This is a genomic window from Marinomonas sp. BSi20584, from assembly GCF_002792415.1.
In the GTDB taxonomy this organism is placed as follows: Bacteria; Pseudomonadota; Gammaproteobacteria; order Pseudomonadales; family Marinomonadaceae; genus Marinomonas; species Marinomonas polaris.
In genome coordinates, this window is the sequence record NZ_KZ454890.1 from 57,627 (window position 1) to 78,638 (window position 21,012).

General features: G+C 42.4%; 17 protein-coding genes. 9 read left to right on the forward strand and 8 right to left on the reverse strand.

Annotated features, from left to right (window positions below):
* Nucleotides 1-7: 7 nt before the first annotated feature.
* Nucleotides 8-1,036: a ribosome biogenesis GTPase YlqF gene (gene ylqF, locus TY87_RS18115; protein ID WP_100188151.1), complete on the reverse strand. Its 1,029-nt coding sequence runs from the start codon at nucleotides 1,034-1,036 to the stop codon at nucleotides 8-10.
* 279 nt (nucleotides 1,037-1,315) lie between these two features.
* Complete coding sequence (locus TY87_RS18120; protein WP_100188152.1) at nucleotides 1,316-1,915, reverse strand: acyl carrier protein phosphodiesterase; 600 nt, start codon at nucleotides 1,913-1,915, stop codon at nucleotides 1,316-1,318.
* Between the two features lie 189 nt (nucleotides 1,916-2,104).
* Between TY87_RS18120 and TY87_RS18125 the strand changes: the two genes are divergently transcribed.
* From TY87_RS18125 to TY87_RS18150, 6 genes are all read left to right on the forward strand, one after another.
* Nucleotides 2,105-3,634, forward strand: a complete 1,530-nt coding sequence (locus tag TY87_RS18125) for an ABC transporter substrate-binding protein (RefSeq protein ID WP_100188153.1) — start codon at nucleotides 2,105-2,107, stop codon at nucleotides 3,632-3,634.
* Nucleotides 3,635-3,709: 75 nt separating this feature from the next.
* On the forward strand, nucleotides 3,710-4,690 hold the full coding sequence (locus tag TY87_RS18130; protein ID WP_072837994.1) for an ABC transporter permease: 981 nt from the start codon (nucleotides 3,710-3,712) through the stop codon (nucleotides 4,688-4,690).
* Nucleotides 4,687-5,625 carry an ABC transporter permease gene (locus TY87_RS18135; RefSeq protein ID WP_100188154.1) on the forward strand — a complete coding sequence of 313 codons (939 nt, stop codon included), beginning with the start codon at nucleotides 4,687-4,689 and terminating at the stop codon, nucleotides 5,623-5,625. The genes TY87_RS18130 and TY87_RS18135 overlap by 4 nt, the downstream gene beginning before the upstream one ends.
* A 57-nt stretch (nucleotides 5,626-5,682) precedes the next feature.
* A complete protein-coding gene (locus TY87_RS18140) occupies nucleotides 5,683-6,681 on the forward strand; it encodes an ABC transporter ATP-binding protein (RefSeq protein WP_100188155.1) in 999 nt (332 codons plus the stop codon).
* The gene (locus tag TY87_RS18145) at nucleotides 6,681-7,691 is read left to right on the forward strand and encodes an ABC transporter ATP-binding protein (RefSeq protein WP_012069391.1); all 1,011 of its coding nucleotides are present in this window, start codon (nucleotides 6,681-6,683) and stop codon (nucleotides 7,689-7,691) included. The genes TY87_RS18140 and TY87_RS18145 overlap by 1 nt, the downstream gene beginning before the upstream one ends.
* A 52-nt stretch (nucleotides 7,692-7,743) precedes the next feature.
* Nucleotides 7,744-8,679 (forward strand): LysR family transcriptional regulator, encoded by a 936-nt coding sequence (locus TY87_RS18150; protein ID WP_072837992.1) that lies wholly within the window; start codon nucleotides 7,744-7,746, stop codon nucleotides 8,677-8,679.
* A 61-nt stretch (nucleotides 8,680-8,740) separates the two neighbouring features.
* Here the strand turns inward: TY87_RS18150 and TY87_RS18155 are convergent, their stop codons facing one another.
* Nucleotides 8,741-11,053, reverse strand: coding sequence for a bifunctional diguanylate cyclase/phosphodiesterase (locus TY87_RS18155; RefSeq protein WP_198432132.1), 2,313 nt, complete (start codon nucleotides 11,051-11,053; stop codon nucleotides 8,741-8,743).
* Nucleotides 11,054-11,251: 198 nt separating this feature from the next.
* On the opposite strand from TY87_RS18155, the gene dbpA reads away from it, so the two are divergent.
* The 3 genes from dbpA (at nucleotide 11,252) to guaD (ending at nucleotide 14,383) form a co-directional block, all read left to right on the forward strand.
* On the forward strand, nucleotides 11,252-12,634 hold the full coding sequence (gene dbpA, locus TY87_RS18160) for an ATP-dependent RNA helicase DbpA (RefSeq protein ID WP_100188157.1): 1,383 nt from the start codon (nucleotides 11,252-11,254) through the stop codon (nucleotides 12,632-12,634).
* Nucleotides 12,631-12,993: a VanZ family protein gene (locus TY87_RS18165; RefSeq protein WP_100188158.1), complete on the forward strand. Its 363-nt coding sequence runs from the start codon at nucleotides 12,631-12,633 to the stop codon at nucleotides 12,991-12,993. Before dbpA ends, TY87_RS18165 begins: the two co-directional genes overlap by 4 nt.
* An 88-nt stretch (nucleotides 12,994-13,081) precedes the next feature.
* Nucleotides 13,082-14,383 carry a guanine deaminase gene (gene guaD / locus TY87_RS18170; protein WP_100188159.1) on the forward strand — a complete coding sequence of 434 codons (1,302 nt, stop codon included), beginning with the start codon at nucleotides 13,082-13,084 and terminating at the stop codon, nucleotides 14,381-14,383.
* A 315-nt stretch (nucleotides 14,384-14,698) separates the two neighbouring features.
* On the opposite strand, the gene TY87_RS18175 is transcribed toward guaD, so the two are convergent.
* From TY87_RS18175 to TY87_RS18195, 5 genes are all read right to left on the reverse strand, one after another.
* Nucleotides 14,699-15,202, reverse strand: coding sequence for a hypothetical protein (locus tag TY87_RS18175; protein ID WP_100188160.1), 504 nt, complete (start codon nucleotides 15,200-15,202; stop codon nucleotides 14,699-14,701).
* Nucleotides 15,203-15,241: 39 nt separating this feature from the next.
* Nucleotides 15,242-16,054 (reverse strand): hypothetical protein, encoded by an 813-nt coding sequence (locus TY87_RS18180; protein ID WP_100188161.1) that lies wholly within the window; start codon nucleotides 16,052-16,054, stop codon nucleotides 15,242-15,244.
* A gap of 45 nt (nucleotides 16,055-16,099) precedes the next feature.
* A complete protein-coding gene (locus TY87_RS18185; RefSeq protein ID WP_100188162.1) occupies nucleotides 16,100-18,211 on the reverse strand; it encodes a site-2 protease family protein in 2,112 nt (703 codons plus the stop codon).
* Nucleotides 18,212-19,552, reverse strand: coding sequence for an efflux RND transporter periplasmic adaptor subunit (locus TY87_RS18190; RefSeq protein ID WP_100188163.1), 1,341 nt, complete (start codon nucleotides 19,550-19,552; stop codon nucleotides 18,212-18,214).
* Between the two features lie 3 nt (nucleotides 19,553-19,555).
* Nucleotides 19,556-21,012, reverse strand: a 1,457-nt coding sequence (locus TY87_RS18195; RefSeq protein WP_198432133.1) for a putative Ig domain-containing protein, incomplete at its 5' end; no start/stop codon positions are given.

Here is a 21,012-nt window from a genome sequence, read left to right on the forward strand (position 1 = left end):
GTGAACCTCACTGCTTGTCATCTGTGCTCTCATCTTGCTGAATAGTTTGAGCTTGTTCTGTTGATTCTACTTGATCTGTCGCTTGAGCATTACGATAAGCACGGTTAATTGCTTGCTGGCGTTGCGGAACAGCGGCTGCCAATCGAGCTTGTCTTTCTGCTTCTTTTTTCGCTTTTGCCTCTTCAACCAAACGCTCTTCATGGGCAATCATGTCTGGCGTTTCCATGACGTAAGGCCCAATTGCACCAGTTCTTACATCATTTAAAAATACTTCTGCCGCTTTATGCATGTCGACCTTACCGCCCGCTCGCAATGCACCTCGCTTAGAACCAATCACTTTTAGCACTTCATAAGGATCTGGCGAAAGTTCTTTCAATTTGTAACGAGTTGTAAGCGATTCCAAATAATCGGCGATAAAAAACTTCAAACCCACCAAGGCAACATCTTCATAATCAATAGCAGTAGCACGAACGGCACCCGTAACAGCCAAGCGATAACTGGCATCAGGGTTTTCAATTTTCGGCCACAAAATGCCAGGGGTGTCTAATATCTGAAAGCCATTTGTTACTTTCAATTTTTGCTGTGACTTAGTAACAGCAGGCTCATCACCGACTTTTGCCACTCGACGACCCAACAACGCATTCATTAAGCTGGACTTCCCAACGTTAGGAATACCCGCAATCATGGCTCTAATCGGTTTTTCAGCGCTACCTCGATGAGGAACCATCTGACCCACCCATTGGCTTATTTTGGCAACATCCGCTTTGTCTAACGTAGAAAAAGGGTGAGCTAAAATAGACTCGTTACCACGCCAATGCTCTAACCATAAGTCTAGTCTAGCTTTGTCAGCTAAGTCTTTTTTATTCAAAAGACGAAGCACAGGTACTTCTCCACGCAAGGTATTAAGCATGGGGTTCTGGCTGGAATCGGGGATACGGGCATCCAATACCTCGATAACGATATCTACTTGCGTCATGACTTCTTCGATTTCTCGACGCGCTTTATTCATGTGCCCTGGATACCACTGAACGCTCAACCTAACTCCCCTATTCTAACCAAGTCTTTTTCGGTGGCGGATTCTACCACAAGTTACCGCAAGAGAGAGATAAAATACTGTGCACCTAACTCTCGTATGTTTATTGAGAGCTTTTATTAAAGTGATCTAATCTGACCTAAGTCAAGGTGACTAATCAGAAAATATCTATACTCGTCCATTCCAGATAAACGAAGGCGAGGAATCTGCACCGAGCTAAATTCGTTTATTTGGTTGTTCTCTCGATCGGGCCTGCTATGAAGCGCATAGCGCAAAGGTCCATTAGCCGAGGCTGTGTGTGGCCTCGGCTTTTTTCATTTCTTGTTTCACGTAGTCTAATAAATCTGGATATAAGTCTAAAAAAGGCGCTTCGGCCTGATTAATCACATTGGGTAAATCATCAACAAACCCCTGCAAATGCTTACCATGCTTCCAACGGCGCATAATAGAATGTATCGCTCTATCCACACCATCTAGTGTCCCCAAATTAGATAACCAATTTTCATATTCCAATGAGCTAATCATGTTTTTCAAACGTTCCGGACTGCGATGCTTATCTTTTACTAAACCAGCCACAGCCTGCTCACAAAAAATGTCCAACGAAACAGGACTAAATAGTGTCCAGTTCTGTATTAACCAATAGTCCATGGCGATGTCTTGTATAATGCCAGCAAATCGTCGACGCCCTTTTCGCTCCATACCACGAAACAATACACTTGCCTCATGCTGATCCACCATGACATCTACTTTTTGGTGCAAACGCCAACCTATTAGTAAATCTGCATCCAAAAGACTTGCGTCAACTGGAAAGTCACCAAGCAAATTACCAACCCAAGAAGTATTCGTAATCGCTGCAATGTGAAGATGCGCAAAATAATTCATATCCACCTATATTGTTAAGCTGATTATTTAAATAAAACATAATTCAACTTTAATTGTGCTTAAAATCATTAGTCTTGCTGTCTTTTTACTCATTTTTTTGTAAAAATGCAGGGTCGTCCGAATGGTCAAGATTTATAAACGCAAAAAATCATACCCTACAAGTCACACTCAACAATGAGACCTGAAATAATGAAGAAAAAGGTTATTATAGTCTGCTGTTTGGCTCTACTCTTCTGGAATAAGGCAACAGCAACGACACTAAGAATGGCCTTTGATGCAGACCCAATATCATTAGACCCACATGAGCAACTGTCGGAAGGTACACTACAGTTTTCTCATCTTGTTTTTGATCCTTTATTACGCTGGAAACAAAATGGCCAGTTTGAGCATCGCTTAGCGACTAAGTGGGAGCGAATTGACAACCTAACCATGCGTTTTCACCTTCGTCACGACGTCACTTTTCGTACAGGTAACCCGTTCACGGCAAAAGACGTGATTTACACTATTGAGCGATTAAAAAAATCTCCTGATTTTCGCGCCATGTTTGACACTATAAAATCCGCTTCCATGGTCGATGAATACACAGTTGATGTCCACTCAACCTACACCAATCCATTACTACTCAACATAATGACGTATGTTTTTCCAATGGATAAAGCCTTCTACCAAAACCAAGACCAAATCATTAAGTATGGTGAAACATTCGCATCTCGGAATGTATCTGGAACAGGACCTTTTATTCTGACGGAACGAGAGTTAGGCAGTCGTATGGAACTAAAACGCAACCCCAACTATTGGGATACAAATTCCGTTGGCAACATCGATAAAGTCATACTCACACCAATTCGTGCCGACTCGACAAGATTAGCCGCCCTCCTATCTGGCGACGTAGACTTTATTTTCCCTGTCTCACCAATTGATATTGAACGGACAAAAAAAATCAAAGGCATTCAGTTGGTTACGCTACACAGTACGCGTATTTTATTACTTCACATGAATCAGCAACGACGCAAAGAATTCCAAGACATCAGAGTTAGAAAAGCCATTAACTTAGCAGTTAATCAATCACTAATCGTCGACAAAATTTTAAAAGGCTATGCCATACCTGCTGGCCAATTAAGCCCCGACCGCTTTCTAGGGCATATCAATAATTTAGAACCTGAGTATGATTTAACAAAAGCACTAGAACTCATGAAGGAAGCGGGATACGAAAAAGGCTTCCGCATCAGCATGATGGCGCCAAACAATCGCTATATGAATGACGAAAAGGTTGCTCAAGCCATTACCGCAATGCTGTCTAGAATCAACATCACAGTCGATTTAAAAACCCTACCTAAAGCTCAATATTTTAAAGAGTTCGATAATCGCAGTGCAGATATGATGATGCTAGGTTGGCAGTCAGATACAATGGATTCAAACAATTTATTTGAGTTTATTATCGCTTGCCCCGATGCCAAAACCGGAATGGGCGCTTATAATGCTAGCGAATATTGTCGATCCTATATTGACGATGATATCCGTCAGGCAAATCGGGAGATGAACCCTGAAAGGCGCCTGCGTCTTATGCAACAGATAGAACGAACCTTATATAATGACGCGGCAATTGTGCCATTATATTGGCAATCTCTGACTTGGGCAGCCAAAGATAACGTCAAAATACAAGATATAGTCAACGATCAAAATTATCCCCATATAGGAGATCTATTCATTGAAGAATAGTGAATACACCAGTCTCTCAACGGGCTTTCATCAAGAGAACATCATGTCAATGACGAGTGGGGATCTAATCGCCCCATGCTGATTTTCCTACTCCGACGCGTCATGCAAGCGTGCTTTGTTATGATCATCATTAGTCTTATCAGCTTCGCTATACAAGATAAGCTAGGTGATCCAGTTCAGCAAATGGTTGGCATGTCAGTATCTCAGGACGAACGCAATCAAATTCGTAACGAACTAGGACTAAATGATGGTTTTTTCCTTCAGTATTGGCGCTTTGCAGAAGGCGCAATCCATGGTGACTTAGGTACCTCGTACTACTATAAAGAGCCCGCTCTTGACGTAATTCTTGAAAAACTTCCTGCCACTTTAGAATTAGCTTTTTGCTCTATTTTACTGGTTATTCTTGTTGCGACACCTTGTGGTGTTTTAGCCGCAATAAAACCCAAACACATACTTTCTCGCTTACTAATGATCATCAGCTCCATCGGTCTCTCTGTCCCTATTTTTATTGTTGCTATTCTAATGGTGTACATATTTTCCATCGAATTGAATATGGCACCCAGTTTTGGGCGAGGCCAGACGGTAGAAATATTCGGCTTATGGGAAAGTGGGCTTTTTACAAAAGATGGTTTAAAACATTTACTTCTTCCTAGTTTGACGCTGGCAATTGCTTTGATGCCTATTTTTGTTCGCTTAATACGTGCAGAAATGATGGAAGTCTTGCAGTCCGAATATATACGCTTCGCTTGGTCAAAAGGCCTATCTGCACGCCGTATCTATTTTAAGCATGCATTAAAAAATACCATGTTACCCGTCATAACAGTGGGAGGGATCCAAGCAGGAACCTTAGTGGCTTACACCATTTTGACCGAAACCATTTTTCAGTGGCCAGGCATGGGATTTTTGTTTATGGACGCGGTTAGCCGAGTCGATACTCCACTTGTTTCTGCGTACTTAATTGTCGTTGGTGGTATCTTTGTTATTACCAATACCTTTGTAGATTTGATCTATGGATTGGTTAACCCGACGGTACGCTTAGCGAGTCATGGACTATGAAGTACATTAAAAAAGACCTTCTCCATCCCACTTCAGGCAATCGTTGGAGCCATATTGTGTCAGGTTTTGTGGGCGACAAACTCGCAATGCTGGCCCTAATCATATTTCTATTCTATTGCCTAGTCGCCCTACTCGCGCCTTTGGTTGCACCTTTCGATATCGTCGATCCGGCATTTATGGATTTGATGAATGCGGAAATTGCTCCCAGCTGGATAAGTGGTGACAATCGTTTTCTATTAGGCACGGATGCACAAGGTCGAGATTTACTGTCAGTTATTTTATATGGCACACGACTCTCTCTTACCATAGGTATCTGTGCTGTTTTAATTCAAGTTACACTAGGTATTTGCATCGGTTTAATGGCTGGTTATTTAGGTGGTCGCATTGACAACTTTTTGATGCGCTGCGCTGATATTCAATTGTCTTTTTCAAATATGATGGTCGCAATTGTTTTCCTAGCGATCTTCCAATCCTTATTTGGTATGGCTCGATATCAGCAACTCGCAATGGTCATCCTGATTCTAGTCATTGGTTTAACAGAATGGCCGCTCTTTGCCCGAACCATTCGTGCATCAGTGCTTGCTGAAAAGCAAAAAGAATATGTAGATGCCGCTAGAATTATGGGCATTAGCTCAAAGCGTATTATGTTTCGCCATATTCTACCGAACACTCTTTCACCAATCTTAGTGATTTTCACTGTTCAAATTGCAAACGCTATTGTTGCCGAAGCAGCCTTGTCCTTTTTAGGTCTCGGCATGCCAGCGACAGAGCCGTCTCTTGGCTCGCTCATCTCAGCAGGGTTTGCCTATATGTTTTCAGGCTCTTGGTGGATTTGTGTCATCCCAAGCGTCACACTGATTATTTTAATTTTAGCCATGAATTTACTTGGCGATTGGTTGCGCGATCATCTAAATCCAAGGACGTATAAAGATTAATATGAGACTTTTATTAACACAGTATTGGCAAGCACAGCAGTCGTGCAAAGGTCTCGCATGAATTTACTAAGCGTCAGCCACCTACACGTCAACTTTCACATGAAAGAACAAGAACTCGCAGCTCTTATTGACGTAAGCTTCACTTTAAATCGTGGTGAACGAATTGCTATTGTTGGTGAATCAGGTGCAGGAAAATCGGTTCTAGGATTCTCTATTGTAAATCTCATTGGCAAGCCAGGTTATATAAAATCTGGCTCGATCAAGTTAGAAAACAAAGAAATTACCAAGATGAATTTGCGTCAGCTGCAAGAAGTTCGTGGCAAACGCATCGCCATGATTTTCCAAGACCCTATGATGACACTAAATCCTGTGCTGACTATCGGCGATCAGTTGGTCGAAACCATCCGCAGCCATACTAAAATTTCTTATAAAGATGCCCGTAACATTGCCATTGAAAAGTTACATCATGTGCAAATTGCATCACCAGAAAAACGTTTCGACCAGTATCCACATGAATTGTCTGGCGGCATGAGACAAAGGGTTATCATCGCTTCCGTCTTGTTGCTCAATCCAGACATTATTATTGCGGACGAACCCACTACCGCTCTGGATGTAACGATCCAAGCGGAGATACTGCAACTTCTACTGGCCATCTGCCGAGACAATGGTGTTGCTCTTGTGCTAATTAGCCATGATCTTGGTGTAGTTTCTAAAGTCGCCGAACGCACCTTAGTCATGTATGCCGGTCATGTTGTCGAAGAAGGCCCTACATTAGAGATCATCAACGATCCTCAGCATCCTTATACTCAAGGATTACTGAATGCCTTACCACAAATGACACTGCCGGGCCAGCGCCTAAACCAAATCCGAGGCAGCATGCCCTCGCTCGCGGAGCGGCCATCAGGTTGCGCATTCCATCCACGCTACCCTTACGCCACACAAAAATGCCGACAAGAACAACCCCGCTTTATTTACAGTGGTGTGTCTAGCGTTGCCTGCTTTTTGGTCGAAGATATGCTTAATGAGTTCGCTGATAAAGATAAGGAGGCAAGCTAATGGCAACTCCTCTTATTCAAATTAGCGGCTTAGAAAAAGCGTTTACGTCAAATGAAAGTTGGCTTAGCCAATGGCGATTCCGTCACGGCAAACTTACAAGACATAAAGACAGCATTCATGCGCTCAATGGCGTTAACCTTACAATAAACCAAGGCGAGACATTGTGTGTTGTGGGTGAAACTGGCTGTGGAAAATCCACCCTAGCACGCGCCATTATGGGACTTACAACACCAAGTGCGGGTGAAATACATTACCTTGATCAACGTATCGATCAATTAAATAACCGTCAGCGCATGTTTTTCCGACGTCGTATGCAGATGGTTTTCCAAAACCCTTATGCGTCTCTAAATCCTCGAATGACGGTTTATCAAACATTAAGTGAGCCAATTTCCTTCCATAACCCACAGTTTTCGCAATCTCAAGTGGATGAGAAAATTGATGAGCTTTTAGAGTCTGTCGGTATTTCTGCTTCGAGTTCAGACCGTTACCCTCATGAATTCTCAGGTGGTCAACGTCAACGAATCAGTTTAGCTCGCGCTCTGTCGGTTGAACCCGACTTTATTGTCGCTGATGAGCCGTTATCAGCACTGGATGTATCAGTACAAGCACAAGTACTGAACCTAATGATGGACAAACAAGAAGAACGCAACCTTAGCTATCTTTTCATTACTCATGACTTAGCGGTTGTCGAACATTTTGCTACCAGAGTAGCGGTAATGTATTTGGGACGAATCTGTGAGCTTGCGCCTACAGGAACATTATTTAGCGCTCCAAAACATCCTTATACCCAAGCCTTGTTATCCGCTATCCCAAGACTAGACAGTAATACCGCGCAACCGATTCGATTAATAGGTGAAGTCCCAACACCAACAGAAAAACCAATTGGCTGTGTTTTTCAGGCGCGCTGCCCTTATGCAAATCAGCGCTGCTATGAAGCGTCTCCCGCTATGACACTGCAAAGTGATGGCAGTAGTGTGGCTTGTCACGCTATTGAGGAGGGCCGACTATGATCCCTCTCTTGTTTATCACGTCTTTTACAGCTTCTGCTCGTCAGGAGGCCCCATGGAAATAAGATGGCTTGAGGACTTTATTGCCCTAGCGAAGACACGTCACTTTTCACGTGCTGCAGACGAGCAAAATGTCACGCAACCGACTTTTAGTCGACGCATAAAATTACTTGAAGAAGAAATGCGCGTTACTTTAATAGACCGCAACACCCTGCCTTTATCTTTAACGCCCGCAGGTGAGGTATTTCTTCAAAGTGCTGAATTAATTACTAGGCAGCTTAGAGACGCCAAAGAGCGGTGCCAAGAAATTCGCAAACAAGAAGAATCACAAATACGTTTCGTGACCACGCAAACTCTGTTTCTCAGCTTTTATAAAGAAGTCATCGAGCCGTTTTGTCAAAGCATCGATATGGATCTAGATATCAATATGAAATCTAGCTCTTGGCTAGGTATAGACTTTGTTAACTCTCTGATGGATCAGCAATGCGACATAATGCTTTGCTATTGGCATCCTGCTATTAACTTCATTCGCGCCCTTGATGATGAGCAATATGAGCATCTTGTGATTGCTGAAGAAACCCTAATTCCATGTAGCGCAACCAACGCCACAGGCGAACCTAAGTTCACGCTCCCAGGCGCTAAACGTAAACCATTACCCTATATTGGCTATTACGAGAATTCGTTCTTACAGCCGGTTATTCATCACCATTTGCAAAGACAAAGAGAGATTCCGCAACTGCAAACGATCTCTGAGAACTATCACTCAGTCAGTATTAAAGCCATGGTGAAAGAAGGTTACGGTATTGGCTGGATTCCAAAACGCTTAATGTTAGACACATTAAACTATGGAAAAGTCGCTTTAGCAGGTGAGGAAAATTGGAATATCCCGCTTGAAATACGCATGTATCGATCTAAGTTCAATCAAAACCCAAATCTAACCCAATTTTGGGAAGCCCTTAAAGACAAGATAGCTCGTAACAGCCCTCTTTAACGCGATAAACTTGCCGTCTCATAAATTGTGAAAAAGGAGAAAGTTCTTAAATTTTAACGAATTAATCCTCAGAGCTCTGTTCATTAAGCGCCACTATCATGGGGTCACTCCCCATGGAGTTTGCCCCTAACGCCTTACTGAATAAGTAACCTTGACCAATATCACAGCCAAAATCTTGCAACATTATTAGCTGATGGATATCAGTAATACCTTCTGCGATCACTTTAAGCCCTAAATCATGGCTCAAACTAATTATCGCATGAGTCAACGCTGCGTGTTTTTTGTCCTCGATAATATTACGAATAAAAACTTGATCTATTTTAACATAATGAAACGGCAAATCTTTCAAGTAACTTAAACTAGAATAACCTGTACCAAAATCATCAATGGCCAGCCTCATTCCAAGACGACTAAGTTGACGCAAAAGCTCGGCACACCTTTCCGCATCTTCGATCAAGATTGATTCAGTTACTTCAATTTCTAAAAGACTCGGATCGATCTGATATTTATCCAATAGCGCCAATAGCTTAGGTAAAAAATCGATTCTTTTAAGCTGAGCAGCAGAGCAGTTAATAGCGATAGGTGGCACTGTAATACCTTGCGCTTGCCATTCTAATATATGACGAAAAGCTTGTTCGAAGACCCAATCCCCAAGAGGTAAAATAATGCCCGTTTGCTCAGCAATAGGAACAAATTCTGCAGGCGAAACCATCCCAAGCTCCTCATCATTCCAACGTAACAAGGCCTCCATACCTACGCAACGCTCTGTCGTAAGGTCTACTTTAGGCTGAAAGTGAAGCTCTAAATTCCCGTTCTGCAACGCTAGGCGTAGCCGGGTTTCAATTCGTACATTGCGCGCAAACCGACGCCCCATATCGCCATCGTAAAAATGATAGGTAGCACGCCCCGCTGTTTTAGCTTGGTACACGGCCATATCGGCATTTTTAATCAAAGTGACTGCATCCTTACCAAACTCAGGATACAAAGCGACACCAATAGAGCAGCCAATATCAAGCGTTAGTCCTTCTACAAAATAGCTCTGACTCACTTTTTGTATCCAATCTTTCGCTAAGACATCTAGCGCAGGCATATCCTGACCATCAGACTGCACAACCAGCACTAGAAAAGCATCGCCCCCCAAGTAACCAATAACGGCGTCATCAGGTAAAATAGACGCTAATCGCTTAGACACTTTTACCAGTAATTTATCCCCCAATTCATGACCAAAAGCATCATTAATGGTTTTAAAGTGGTCCAAATCCAAAATAAACGCAGCTAACTGCTTTTCTTCTTTCTGACAGGTTACGATTAATTCATTTAGTTCGAGCTGTATTTGATAACGACTTAACAACCCGGTCAGCTCGTCAATCTCGATACGTTTATTGATTGAATCAAGCATAGAGAAATAAGTTAAGGACAATTTACGTGAATAATAGGCTAAAAATAGCGCCAAAAAACCAAATACAAATAAGGGAACAGTAACTAAAAACCAATGTATTCGAGTAATAATGTTTTCATTATAACGGGTATCAATTCGCCATTTACGTCCAGCAATAGAAAGATAGTGAGTATCAAAACTTACACCTTCCCATGATGAAGGTTCAGCCGTGTCGACAAACCAAAGCTCTCTATCTGAAGAAACATCGGCAAGTCGGTAATAGAGATCGTGGTTAACCAAGGAATTAACCTCTTTAAACAGGCTATCTACTCTAAAAAATGCACCGACTATTCCATGAAAACCAATATCGTCTGTTAACTTATAAGAACGCGCATCAACAGATAAGTAAATTGGCTTTCTTATAATGAAAGTATCGGCAGCCGTACTCAGACTAGAATCAGAAAAAGGCGAAAGTGTCGGCTCGGACAAAGTGACAGAAGAGGAATTACGAGCCTGAATAACCGAACTAAGATTCCGGTATTGCGAAGATAAAATGTCATAACCATAGGTAAATTTATCTGGATACCCTAACGCCAAGGGCATGTATTCTGACCTATTACCATCGGGATAAATTCTAAAATTATAATTACCTAACAAAATACGTTTCTGCATTTCGTATTCGTTTTTTTTACTTGCAGGTACGTACTGAGCAAAATATAAATTAATGCCTTGAGTAGTGATAACTCTCTGAGCAAAACGCGAAAAATAGCCAGCAGACACCTCTCCTTTGCTAGACTCGATAAGAGCAGCAGCGGAAGATACTTCCGTTATATATTGCGTCAAACTATCATTTAATTTTTCAGTAAAGAGTTCCCCTACAGCTTTTTGATCACTGTAAACATGCTTACGCTCTTCCAAATAAATAGCAAGGCTCGTAGCCATTCCACATAAAAAAACAAAACAAAAAACGACGTAATGCATCTTTTCATTTTTCACATGGTTTCTTAAAGAAATCATTGTTTACCCATCGATGTTTTCCCAACAAAAAGGCCGCTATAAATCACTGCATCCATAACAACAACCCACTTTACCTAAAAACAATATAAGCGGCACGGAATAAATGGTTAAGAAAAGTATTCATGACGATTTTCTGGTATCCTGCCTCTATTATTGACTCAACTAGACAGGCCTTTTGTGACCACATTTCAACACGCTCTAAACAACCTTCTTCCAACTAAGCTAACCACTTTGCTTTCGGATATGGGGTTCACCACCTTCACCCCAATCCAAGAACAAAGTTTGCCACCTATGATTGAAGGCAAAGACATCCTTGCGCAGGCACAAACTGGTAGTGGTAAAACCCTAGCTTTTTCAATTGCTCTTTTACTCAAAATTAATCCGCGCTTTTTTGGCGTTCAAGCTCTCGTAATGTGCCCCACTCGCGAATTAGCAGATCAAGTCTCAAAAGAAATTCGTAAAGTGGCACGCTATCAAGACAACATTAAAGTACTGAGTTTATGTGGCGGTATGCCATTTGGTCCGCAGATAGGCTCTTTGGAACATGGTGCTCATATCGTTGTGGGTACGCCTGGCCGTCTAATGGAGCACCTTCGCAAAGGTACGCTTAAACTCAATGCACTAAACACGCTAGTATTAGATGAAGCTGACCGCATGTTGGATATGGGCTTCGTCGATAGCATCCGTGAAGTAGTTGACCTAACGCCAAGCAACCGCCAAACACTGCTTTTTTCAGCTACCTATGGCGATGGTATTGAAGCGATCAGCAAGGAATTTCAGAACACGCCAATTAGTATCAAGGTAGAAGCACAAGAAGATCTTAAACCTAATATAGAACAGTTTTTTGTTCGTAGCGAAAATAAAGACAAATGCGAAACCTTATTGGCGACATTGCAACATTTTGAACCTCGTCAAGCGATTGTATTTTGTAATACAAAAGCAGAATCACAAGTGGTCGCAGACTGGTTAGCTGAACACAAAGTTGCCGCTCAAGCCATTCATGGGGATCTAGAACAAAGACAACGCGATCAAGTACTCGTGCGTTTCAGCAACCAAAGTAGTTGTGTATTAGTGGCTACCGATGTGGCGGCTCGCGGAATTGATGTAAAAGAAATTGACCTCATTGTGAACTATGACACCACACGCGACACCGATGTCCATACACATCGTATTGGCCGAACTGGCCGCGCGGGTGCCGCAGGTATTGCAGTTAATCTTGTGACATCAAAAGACGATTATAAAGTTCGTGATATTGAAACACGCTTTAATATCACCGCGAATTTTATTGAACTTGAAGCGATTGATCCTCACTATCGCTTAATTCCGCAAAAAACCACCATCTCTTTTGATGCAGGCCGTAAAAACAAGCTTCGCCCAGGCGACATACTTGGTGCATTAACCGCTGGCCTTGGATTGGATAAATCACAAGTTGGCAAAATCGATATTTTTGATTTTCATGCTTACGTATCAGTCGACAACGAAGTTGCTAAAACCGTTGTCAAAGAGTTCGAAAACAAAAAGATCAAAGGCAAAAACATTCGAGCGCGCATTTTACGATGATCAAAAGGCTCACCTCACCGACAGCGCAAGCTGTCGGTTTTGTTTTAGGCGCACTTATTATCTGCCTAGCCACATTAACTCCTGCAGATATCCTTCCGTCAGTGCCTGGCACTGATAAAACGCATCATGTTATTGGCTTCGGTGGTTGGGCGCTTCTATGCGCGTTTGGCCCAATGAAACGCTTTCTCTTGCTGTCTATGTTTATAATATTTTTAGGCGGCGCAATTGAACTGATTCAGCCTTATGTAAACCGCTATGCGGAATGGTTAGATTTCTACGCTGATGCTTTCGGTGTCATTTTAGCCATCCTAGTAAGGCTAATAATTGGACTATTTCTTAAATCAAAATATAAGGTTTAATGAAAGTACGAAAAAGACCTGATAAAGTATAACCATTCGGTCAAACTTTATATTTAAAATCATTTTAGACGACACACAAGAGAAACATATGAGCCATTTGAAAGCGTGGCGCTCCGCCATTGTTCACTGCATCGCAGATCCCAAAGACGTAGGCATTGATGCTGCATATGAATACTTTGAAGATGGCTTGCTAGTCATTCAAGACGATAAAATTTACGCCCTTGGTAACGCAGTCGATCTACTACCAACACTACCAGATAACACCCTAATTGAGCATCACCCTGATACCATTATCACACCAGGCTTTATCGATACTCACATCCATTACCCACAAACTGATATGATCGGCTCATACGGTGAACAACTATTAACTTGGTTAAATACCTATACCTTTCCTGAAGAAGGTAAATTTGGCGACAAAGCTCATGCTCGCAATGTGGCAGACCGCTTTCTGAAAGAACTTTTACGCAATGGCACGACCACCGCTTTGGTATTCGGCACGGTCCATAAAGTATCTGTCGAAGCTTTCTTCGAAGCCAGCGAAGTCCATAACTTACGCATGATTTGCGGCAAAGTAATGATGGATCGCAACGCGCCTGATTACCTTACAGATACACCAGAAAGCAGCTATCAAGAAAGCAAAGAGCTTATCGATACTTGGCACAATAAAGGCCGTTTGCATTACGCTATCACGCCTCGTTTCGCACCGACCAGTTCAGACGAGCAGTTACAATTAGCCGGTAAGCTGCTAAGCGAATACGATGATGTTTATATGCATACTCACTTATCTGAAAACAAAGATGAGTGTGCATGGGTAAAAGACCTATTCCCTGCAAGCACCAACTACTTAGACGTGTATGACCAGCACAAGCTGCTGAGCGAGCGCTCTGTATTTGCTCACGGCATCCACCTTTGTGATAGTGAATACCACCGATTACACGAAACCGGCTCAGCAATTTCTTTCTGCCCAACGTCTAACCTGTTTATCGGTAGCGGTTTATTCAAACTTAATAAGGCGGAAGAGCATAAGGTCAACGTTGGTCTTGGCACAGATGTGGGTGGCGGCACTAGCTTCTCCATGCTGCAAACCATGAACGAAGCCTACAAGGTGATTCAGCTGCAAAACGAGAACCTCAACCCAATCAAATCCCTGTATTTATCTACTTTAGGTGGTGCAAGAGCGCTTCGTTTAGAAGATAAAATTGGTAACTTAGCTGTAGGTAGCGAAGCAGACTTTGTCATCCTCGACAAAAAAGGCACGCCGTTACTTGAGTCTCGCTTAGCGTTATCCAAAAACATCGAAGAAAGCCTATTCGTCTTCATGACCATTGGTGACGACCGCGCGATTCAAGCAACTTACTCCGCCGGCAAATGCGTTCACCAACGATAAAGCCGAAGCTCGCCTAGCAAAAAACCAAAACGGCCACTTTACTTACCTGTAAAAGTGGCCGTTTTTTTATATAATCACCGCAATTGTTTTTTCCATTTAGCACAAATGTTGAGCACAAATATTATGCACTCTCTTGCCACTGTCGCGCTTGGCGCTTTCGCTATTATTTTTTTCTGCGCCGCATTAATCGTTGGACTCATTATCCTTAAAAAATACAAAGCAGAACAAATACGACTAAACAATCTTGCTAAAAAAAGAGCCGAAGAACAGAAGAAAAATCAAGATATATAATAGCAACCAAGACCAGCAATAGCTCTAGGGATAAAGTCGAACAATGCCGCTTTTCCCCTCTATATCACCGAGAATCCAAACCTTCTCAAAAGCATGAGGAACGGGTATAGTAATAAGATGCTCAAGCGCTTTAATATCGGCTTGGCTCCACGCTGGATGGGTATTTCGAATAACTAACCACACCCTTTTTGAATCGTATTGCTTACTAGACTTATTTTCTAAAATTTTATTCAAGGATCTCAGTAATCGCTCGTCAGCAGGCTCTTCTTTCAGTGACCGCAAAACATTACGCGTAATTGGGGTAAGATCTCGTCCAAGAATCTCCATCGCCTCTTCTTCTGATCCATAAAGATGAGCAATTTCTAAATCTAATCGCTCACCCTCCAACATACAGGATACATCGGGGCGAATTGGATCATTATGCCAAATGTGTCGAATATGCTTACCCGTATTACGCTCATAACAACGCATAAAAAGCTTAGCCGCCTGATGCTCAAGCTCTATTTTCTCTTTCTCACTGTTATGCATAACGCGTTCTCCATACAACAAGCAAAGCCTTGATCTACCCTAAAGACCTCTTGGTAACTCTAAAAAAGCCATGACAACACGATCACGAAAAATAGAATCAAGGTGATATTGTTTTACTCGATACTCCTCACAAAAGGCCAGAGAGTCTCCTTGCGTATGTATAAAACTATTGTGTTTCAACTGCGACAAGGCATTTTGCCACTTATTAACTATCGCTTCAGGGGGCGTAGAAAGATGAGACAAAATACTTTTTGCTGAAAAGAATTGGCTTTTCATCACCATAGACAACATGTCATCATTGGCCTCTCCCATCCAACTAACGCCTTTTTCATTAACATAAATAAGCGGCATAAAAGGCGCTAGTGCTGGACATATGTCATTTCTATATACTTCAACATTCCAGTAGGATCTAGCTATTTTGACGAATTGCTCGAAGCTTGCAATATTGTAAAATTGTGACTCGATAAGCGGAAGAACCTCTACTCTTGGTTTATTCGGATTCACCGTATCGTTTGAAACATCCAAATACCAATCACCTAATACCATGGCATTCTGAAAATATTCATCACGAAGAGAGCCCCATACTTTTTTAAGCATCGTTCCTTTAGATAACATATCGCGTATTAATACAAGCCCCGGATCTGTTGATTGTGGAAGCTTCTCTTGAAGCAACACAAACACCGCATCACGGATCTCTTTACAGCGCCCTAAAGGATAGGTTTTATCACCAAAATGCGGGTAACGAGGAACTAAATCTAAGTCGGCTAATAAACGTAAATTCGCTAAACTTTTTATTACGATATCAACTTTTTCAGCTGACCATGCTGAATTAGTATTATTAAACTGCGCCATTAAACTGCCATTACTAAATACGTTAAAATAATCTCTAGGTTGCGACTAAAAGCCTGACTCTCTAATAAACACACCGTAGATACGCCGTAAACCATCTATCAGTAAACTATGGGGCTCAATAGCTAAGTTAACCTTACCAAATTGCTGCCGCATCAATGGTACTTCGCCAATCAATTTCAGCTGCACTTCATAAGTCGCCTCTTCAGGAATTAATTGATCTTCTAACTTCTGGGTCGCAATTGCACCACCATAAGTGGATCCAAGACCTGGATAATTGAGACTCTTAATGGCAGTAGGTAACACTTTGTCTATGAGAAGTTGCGCAGACAATATCTCACCATCGTTACCAATAAAATCTACCTTACTACCTTCTTTCAATAGCGGCACGATACGCCCTTCAATATAGGCTTTGACCACTAAACTTTCATCATCATACAAGGTTGCTAAAGGAGATTGACGATTTACATAATCACCTTCTGTTAGCGATAACCATTCGCCAATATAACCATCGTAAGGTGCTTTGATCGCTAGTTTTTCTCGACGTTCAAGTAAAGATTGAAGGCGAGACTGCTCCCGTGACAATTGCGTTTGTAAAGTAAATACTGAGTCTAATTCGACTGCCCCAGAGCTCGCCCGTTGCCAACGAGTTTGCAACGCATCGAGCTTAATCTGCGTTAATCGAATTTGCTGCTCTACATCGGGTGATTCTAATAAAATCAGTAATTGTCCTCTTTTAACCTTTTCGTTTGGAGTCACTTGCCACGAAACAACTCGACTCGATTCACTAGGATAAAAAGTCTGATGTCGCTCAAAAGTAGCAACAGCAGGCGCACTTATTTGGCTTTTCCAAGGTAATACTAATGCAGCCAAAGCCAATAAAAAAAACAATAAAGTCATCACACTAGTACGGTTTAACGACATTTTTTCTCTCAGACTCACCCAAACCTTTATTTCTTTAACAATAGGAAGCAGTACAAACCAAATAATTTCCACCAAAAAAAGTACAATGCCTAATATCTTGAACGCAAAATAATAAACTAAGGCGGCGATACCCAAAAATAAAAAGAATCGATAAATCCATGTACTCCAAGCATAAGCGACCATCAGCAGACATTTCTTTCGATTAAGCGGTTCAGGAGGCAAAAAACCAAAACCAAATAATCGCTCACGCAAAAACCACTTACCCACTAAAAAAGATCGTGGCTGTAAATTCTCCATTCCTAAAAAATCGGATAATGCATAATAACCATCAAAGCGCATAAATGGGCTCGTGTTGATCAACAACGACGATATCCAACTGGTAGTGGCAATAAAAAACAACACACTCCTAAAGCCACCATCAGGAACGATCCCCCACAAAAAAGTAGCAACACAGGCGATATAAATTTCAATTTTCACCCCTGCCATCACAATACTCAAGCGCTGAAACCGCGACCTTAACCGCCAAGCATCCGTCGTATCTGTGTACAAAATCGGCGTCATCAATAAAAAAGCTATCCCCATTGAACTCACCCGACAGCCATAGCGCTTGGCAACGAAGGCATGGCCTAATTCATGGGCCGTTTTCACAAAAATCAATGCCGCAATGTAATAAAAAATAGCCGACATACTAAACAGATTCTGAAAAGTGTGGGTAAAGGTGTCCCACTGCTTCAACACTATCACCAAGCCTATACAGCCCAACACAAGCGCGACTCTATCCAAACGTAGTCTGAACAACTGTTTTATAAAAGGATAAAAACGCGTCAATAGTAAATCGGGACGAATAAGAGGGATTTTGATGAACAAATAGTTATGTAAAAGCCAAAGCAAAACATGTTTTTTTTGTTTAGCTGCCTCTCCGCGAAGGCGAGTTACATCATTTTCAGATTGAGCCTCTAAAAGATGGTTACCTTCCAAGAAGCGTAAAAAATATTCTAGTTCAACTTCTTCAACATCAATTCCTCGCGCCTCAATTCGAGAAAGTAATTCTACAGAGCTGCTTACATGACGCCATTCTCGAAATAAATAAAAAGCAGTACGAGACAAGTAAAAGAACTTATTACTGACTGGATCAAAAATTTGCCAGCGAGGCTCTCCATCTTCATCAGGTGGCGCCACTAATAAAGACAAGTTCTGACGTAATTTTGGCAGCTGTGCATTCAGGTCAATAGGCATCTAAATACCTAAATGTTGACGGACAAAGGTAATGGGGCGACGTAATAAATAATAAGCCAAAGAGACTTTTTCACCATACAGTTTTGCCGTACCACGCAAGCCAATACGAGGAGGAAGAGCTTCATGCTGAATGTCAGCCACAATACGATAAGCAATGACTTGATCAGGTGTCAAACTCGGCTCAAAAGAAGAATAATCCAAGCTAAAGGGGATAGGGTTTAGAGGATCAGTATCTAAGTAAAACGTGACATCATTACCATTTGTTAAAGAAATAGCATCGGCAACAGGGAGCATTATTTGCAACTGCACTTTCGATGGATCCGCTATGGATAAAATACGCTCTCCCACAACAACTGGGCGGCCCTTCCATTTTTCAGGATCATCCAGTATTGCAATACCTGACTTCTTCGCAAGAATCTGAGTTTGAGATAGCTTAGTTTTCAAATAATCGCGCTCAATAGTTTTCAACTCGACTTGAGATTCCAACTCAGCCAATTCAGATTTTTTCCTGCGATCCACATAACCAGCTTGTTCAGCAGTTCTTAGTTCCGCCTGAGTTCTTTCTAACTCTCGCTGGGCTACATCAAAAGCCCCTTGAAATTCAGTCCTATCCATTTGCACGAGAGGCTGATCAATGACAACTTGATCTCCAGGCTTTACTAACACCTCACGAACCGCACCAGCAATCGCCGAGGTAACCAAAAGAGATTCTTTTGCAATGATTTCTGCAGGTGCTAAAACTGTCAACCGAACTGGAACCAATCCAAGCAAAACGATGGCAATAAGGGCGCCAAGCCTCACTTTCTTAGAATTTAATCCACTTAACCATGCTCGCCAACCAGAACGTTGAGTAAACAGTTGCATTGCATGAGCGTAACTCGATGCTAGATGTTGCAAGAGCCCTATTTCTTTCTCTGTCCATGGTTCGGACTTAGCTAATAAAAGCACACCTACTCGTTGAGTAGGTTTAGCCGGTATAAGCAAAGGCAACCACAACATATAAGGCGGAGAGAACTCACTAAGATCATTGAGCAACTCAGCGGGCCAACTCTTAGTATCTATGGTATGTGCTTTAACACCTATCTTTGAAGCACTTACAAAAGCAGAAACTTGCTCAAGCCAAGCACTAAAGGGTGTAGATCGATCGACAAGAGAAAGATCACTCACCGCTTTTAATTTCAATTTTTCCAATTCATTACCAGACAAAAACATTGCTTGCTGGTAAGGCACCAAGGTTCGCGTCATATTCACCATAATAAAGCTCAGATCCGTCGAGGTTTCACAACGACGAACCTGCTGCTCTATTTGCAGTAACTGCGCAACTGATTGATCAATAGACATAAATTACGACGCTAACAACTTCATCAAATCATTTCCATATTCATCAAACTGTTCAGCCGCAATAGCTAATTGCTCATCTAATGGCACAAAGATAGCACCATTAGCTTGAGCAGCTGACTCTGTAAGTTCATTTTGAACAGGGGCTGGCAAATTCTCAAGATCAACTTCAATTTCTAAAACACGAATATTACCTTCTGCATCCGTAGCATTGATCTTAAGAGTAATCTTACCTTGCCCAGCCGGCGGAATCATAGTCACCTCGCCAGTCGATGGGTTTACTTCCACCCAACTTGGTAAACTCGAACCGTCCGACAAAGTAGCACTATAACTTGCAGCTGCTCCAGTATCAGCCAAGGAAATAGACACTCGATCAGTTTGAGTAATTAGGCTAGCAACAGTTAACCCAGTAACATTTGATGATTGGCCCGCGATTTCCGAGACTCGAACTTGACCATTAGCTCCGACATCAACAGACACTCGTGACTCAGAGACTATCGCTCCATTAGATGTATTTGCAGCATTACTATCTACAGGAACAACAGATTCAACCAACTGGGCATTATCAACACCCTCAGCTGCCTCTCCAGCAAAACCACTGACGCCAGCACCTGAATCTATAAGACCCGAAGGTAGCGATTCAACATTAGGGTCAACATCTGGAGCATTGAAATCAGCCCCCCCACCTAGAGGCTGTAACGGTGCCGTTGTATTAGGATTCGTCTCAACTGGCGGAGTTACTGGCGATGGTTTCAAAGTCAAAGTTACAGGAACCTTAACTTGACCCCCATTAGAATCGGTTGCTACGACTTGTAGTGTATTTACTCCTTCAAAACCACCCTGCGGTGTTCCAGATATAGTGCGAGTCGCCGCGTTAAATACTAACCCAGTTGGCAGGTTCTCAATACTCCATACCAACTGGTCATTGGCATCAAGATCGCTAAATAAATTTGCCGGCAAGGTAACAGGAGTAAATATTTGCCCAGACGTACCAGACATATTCGCCACCGTACCGGATACGATCGGTGCGTCATTACTGCCGGTGATGGTGACCGTCACATCTTGCGTAGCCGTCGCGCCTTCATCGTCAGTCACGGTAATAGTAAACACCGCCGTCACCACTTCCCCTTTACCAAGGAAGTCGAGATTCGTTTCTGCGATGTTATAGGTCCAATTTACGGTGCCATCGTTGGTGTTGCTGCTGACGTTATCGATACTAAAGGCCGCTTCGATCGCGGCTTTCTGGGCGTCCGTTAAGGTCAGGTCCGTGGTGCCGTCTTGCGCTTTAGCCGTCACCGACTTAGTTGCTTCGGTTGCCACTGGGCGCTCGGTTAGATCCACATCAGTAAAGGTAATGCTACCACTGTCGGTCAGCGTTGTACCTTCGGTAATCGTACCCGTCACGTCAACCAATTGAATATCAGGACTGTCGTTGCTGCCGGTAATGGTGACCGTCACATCTT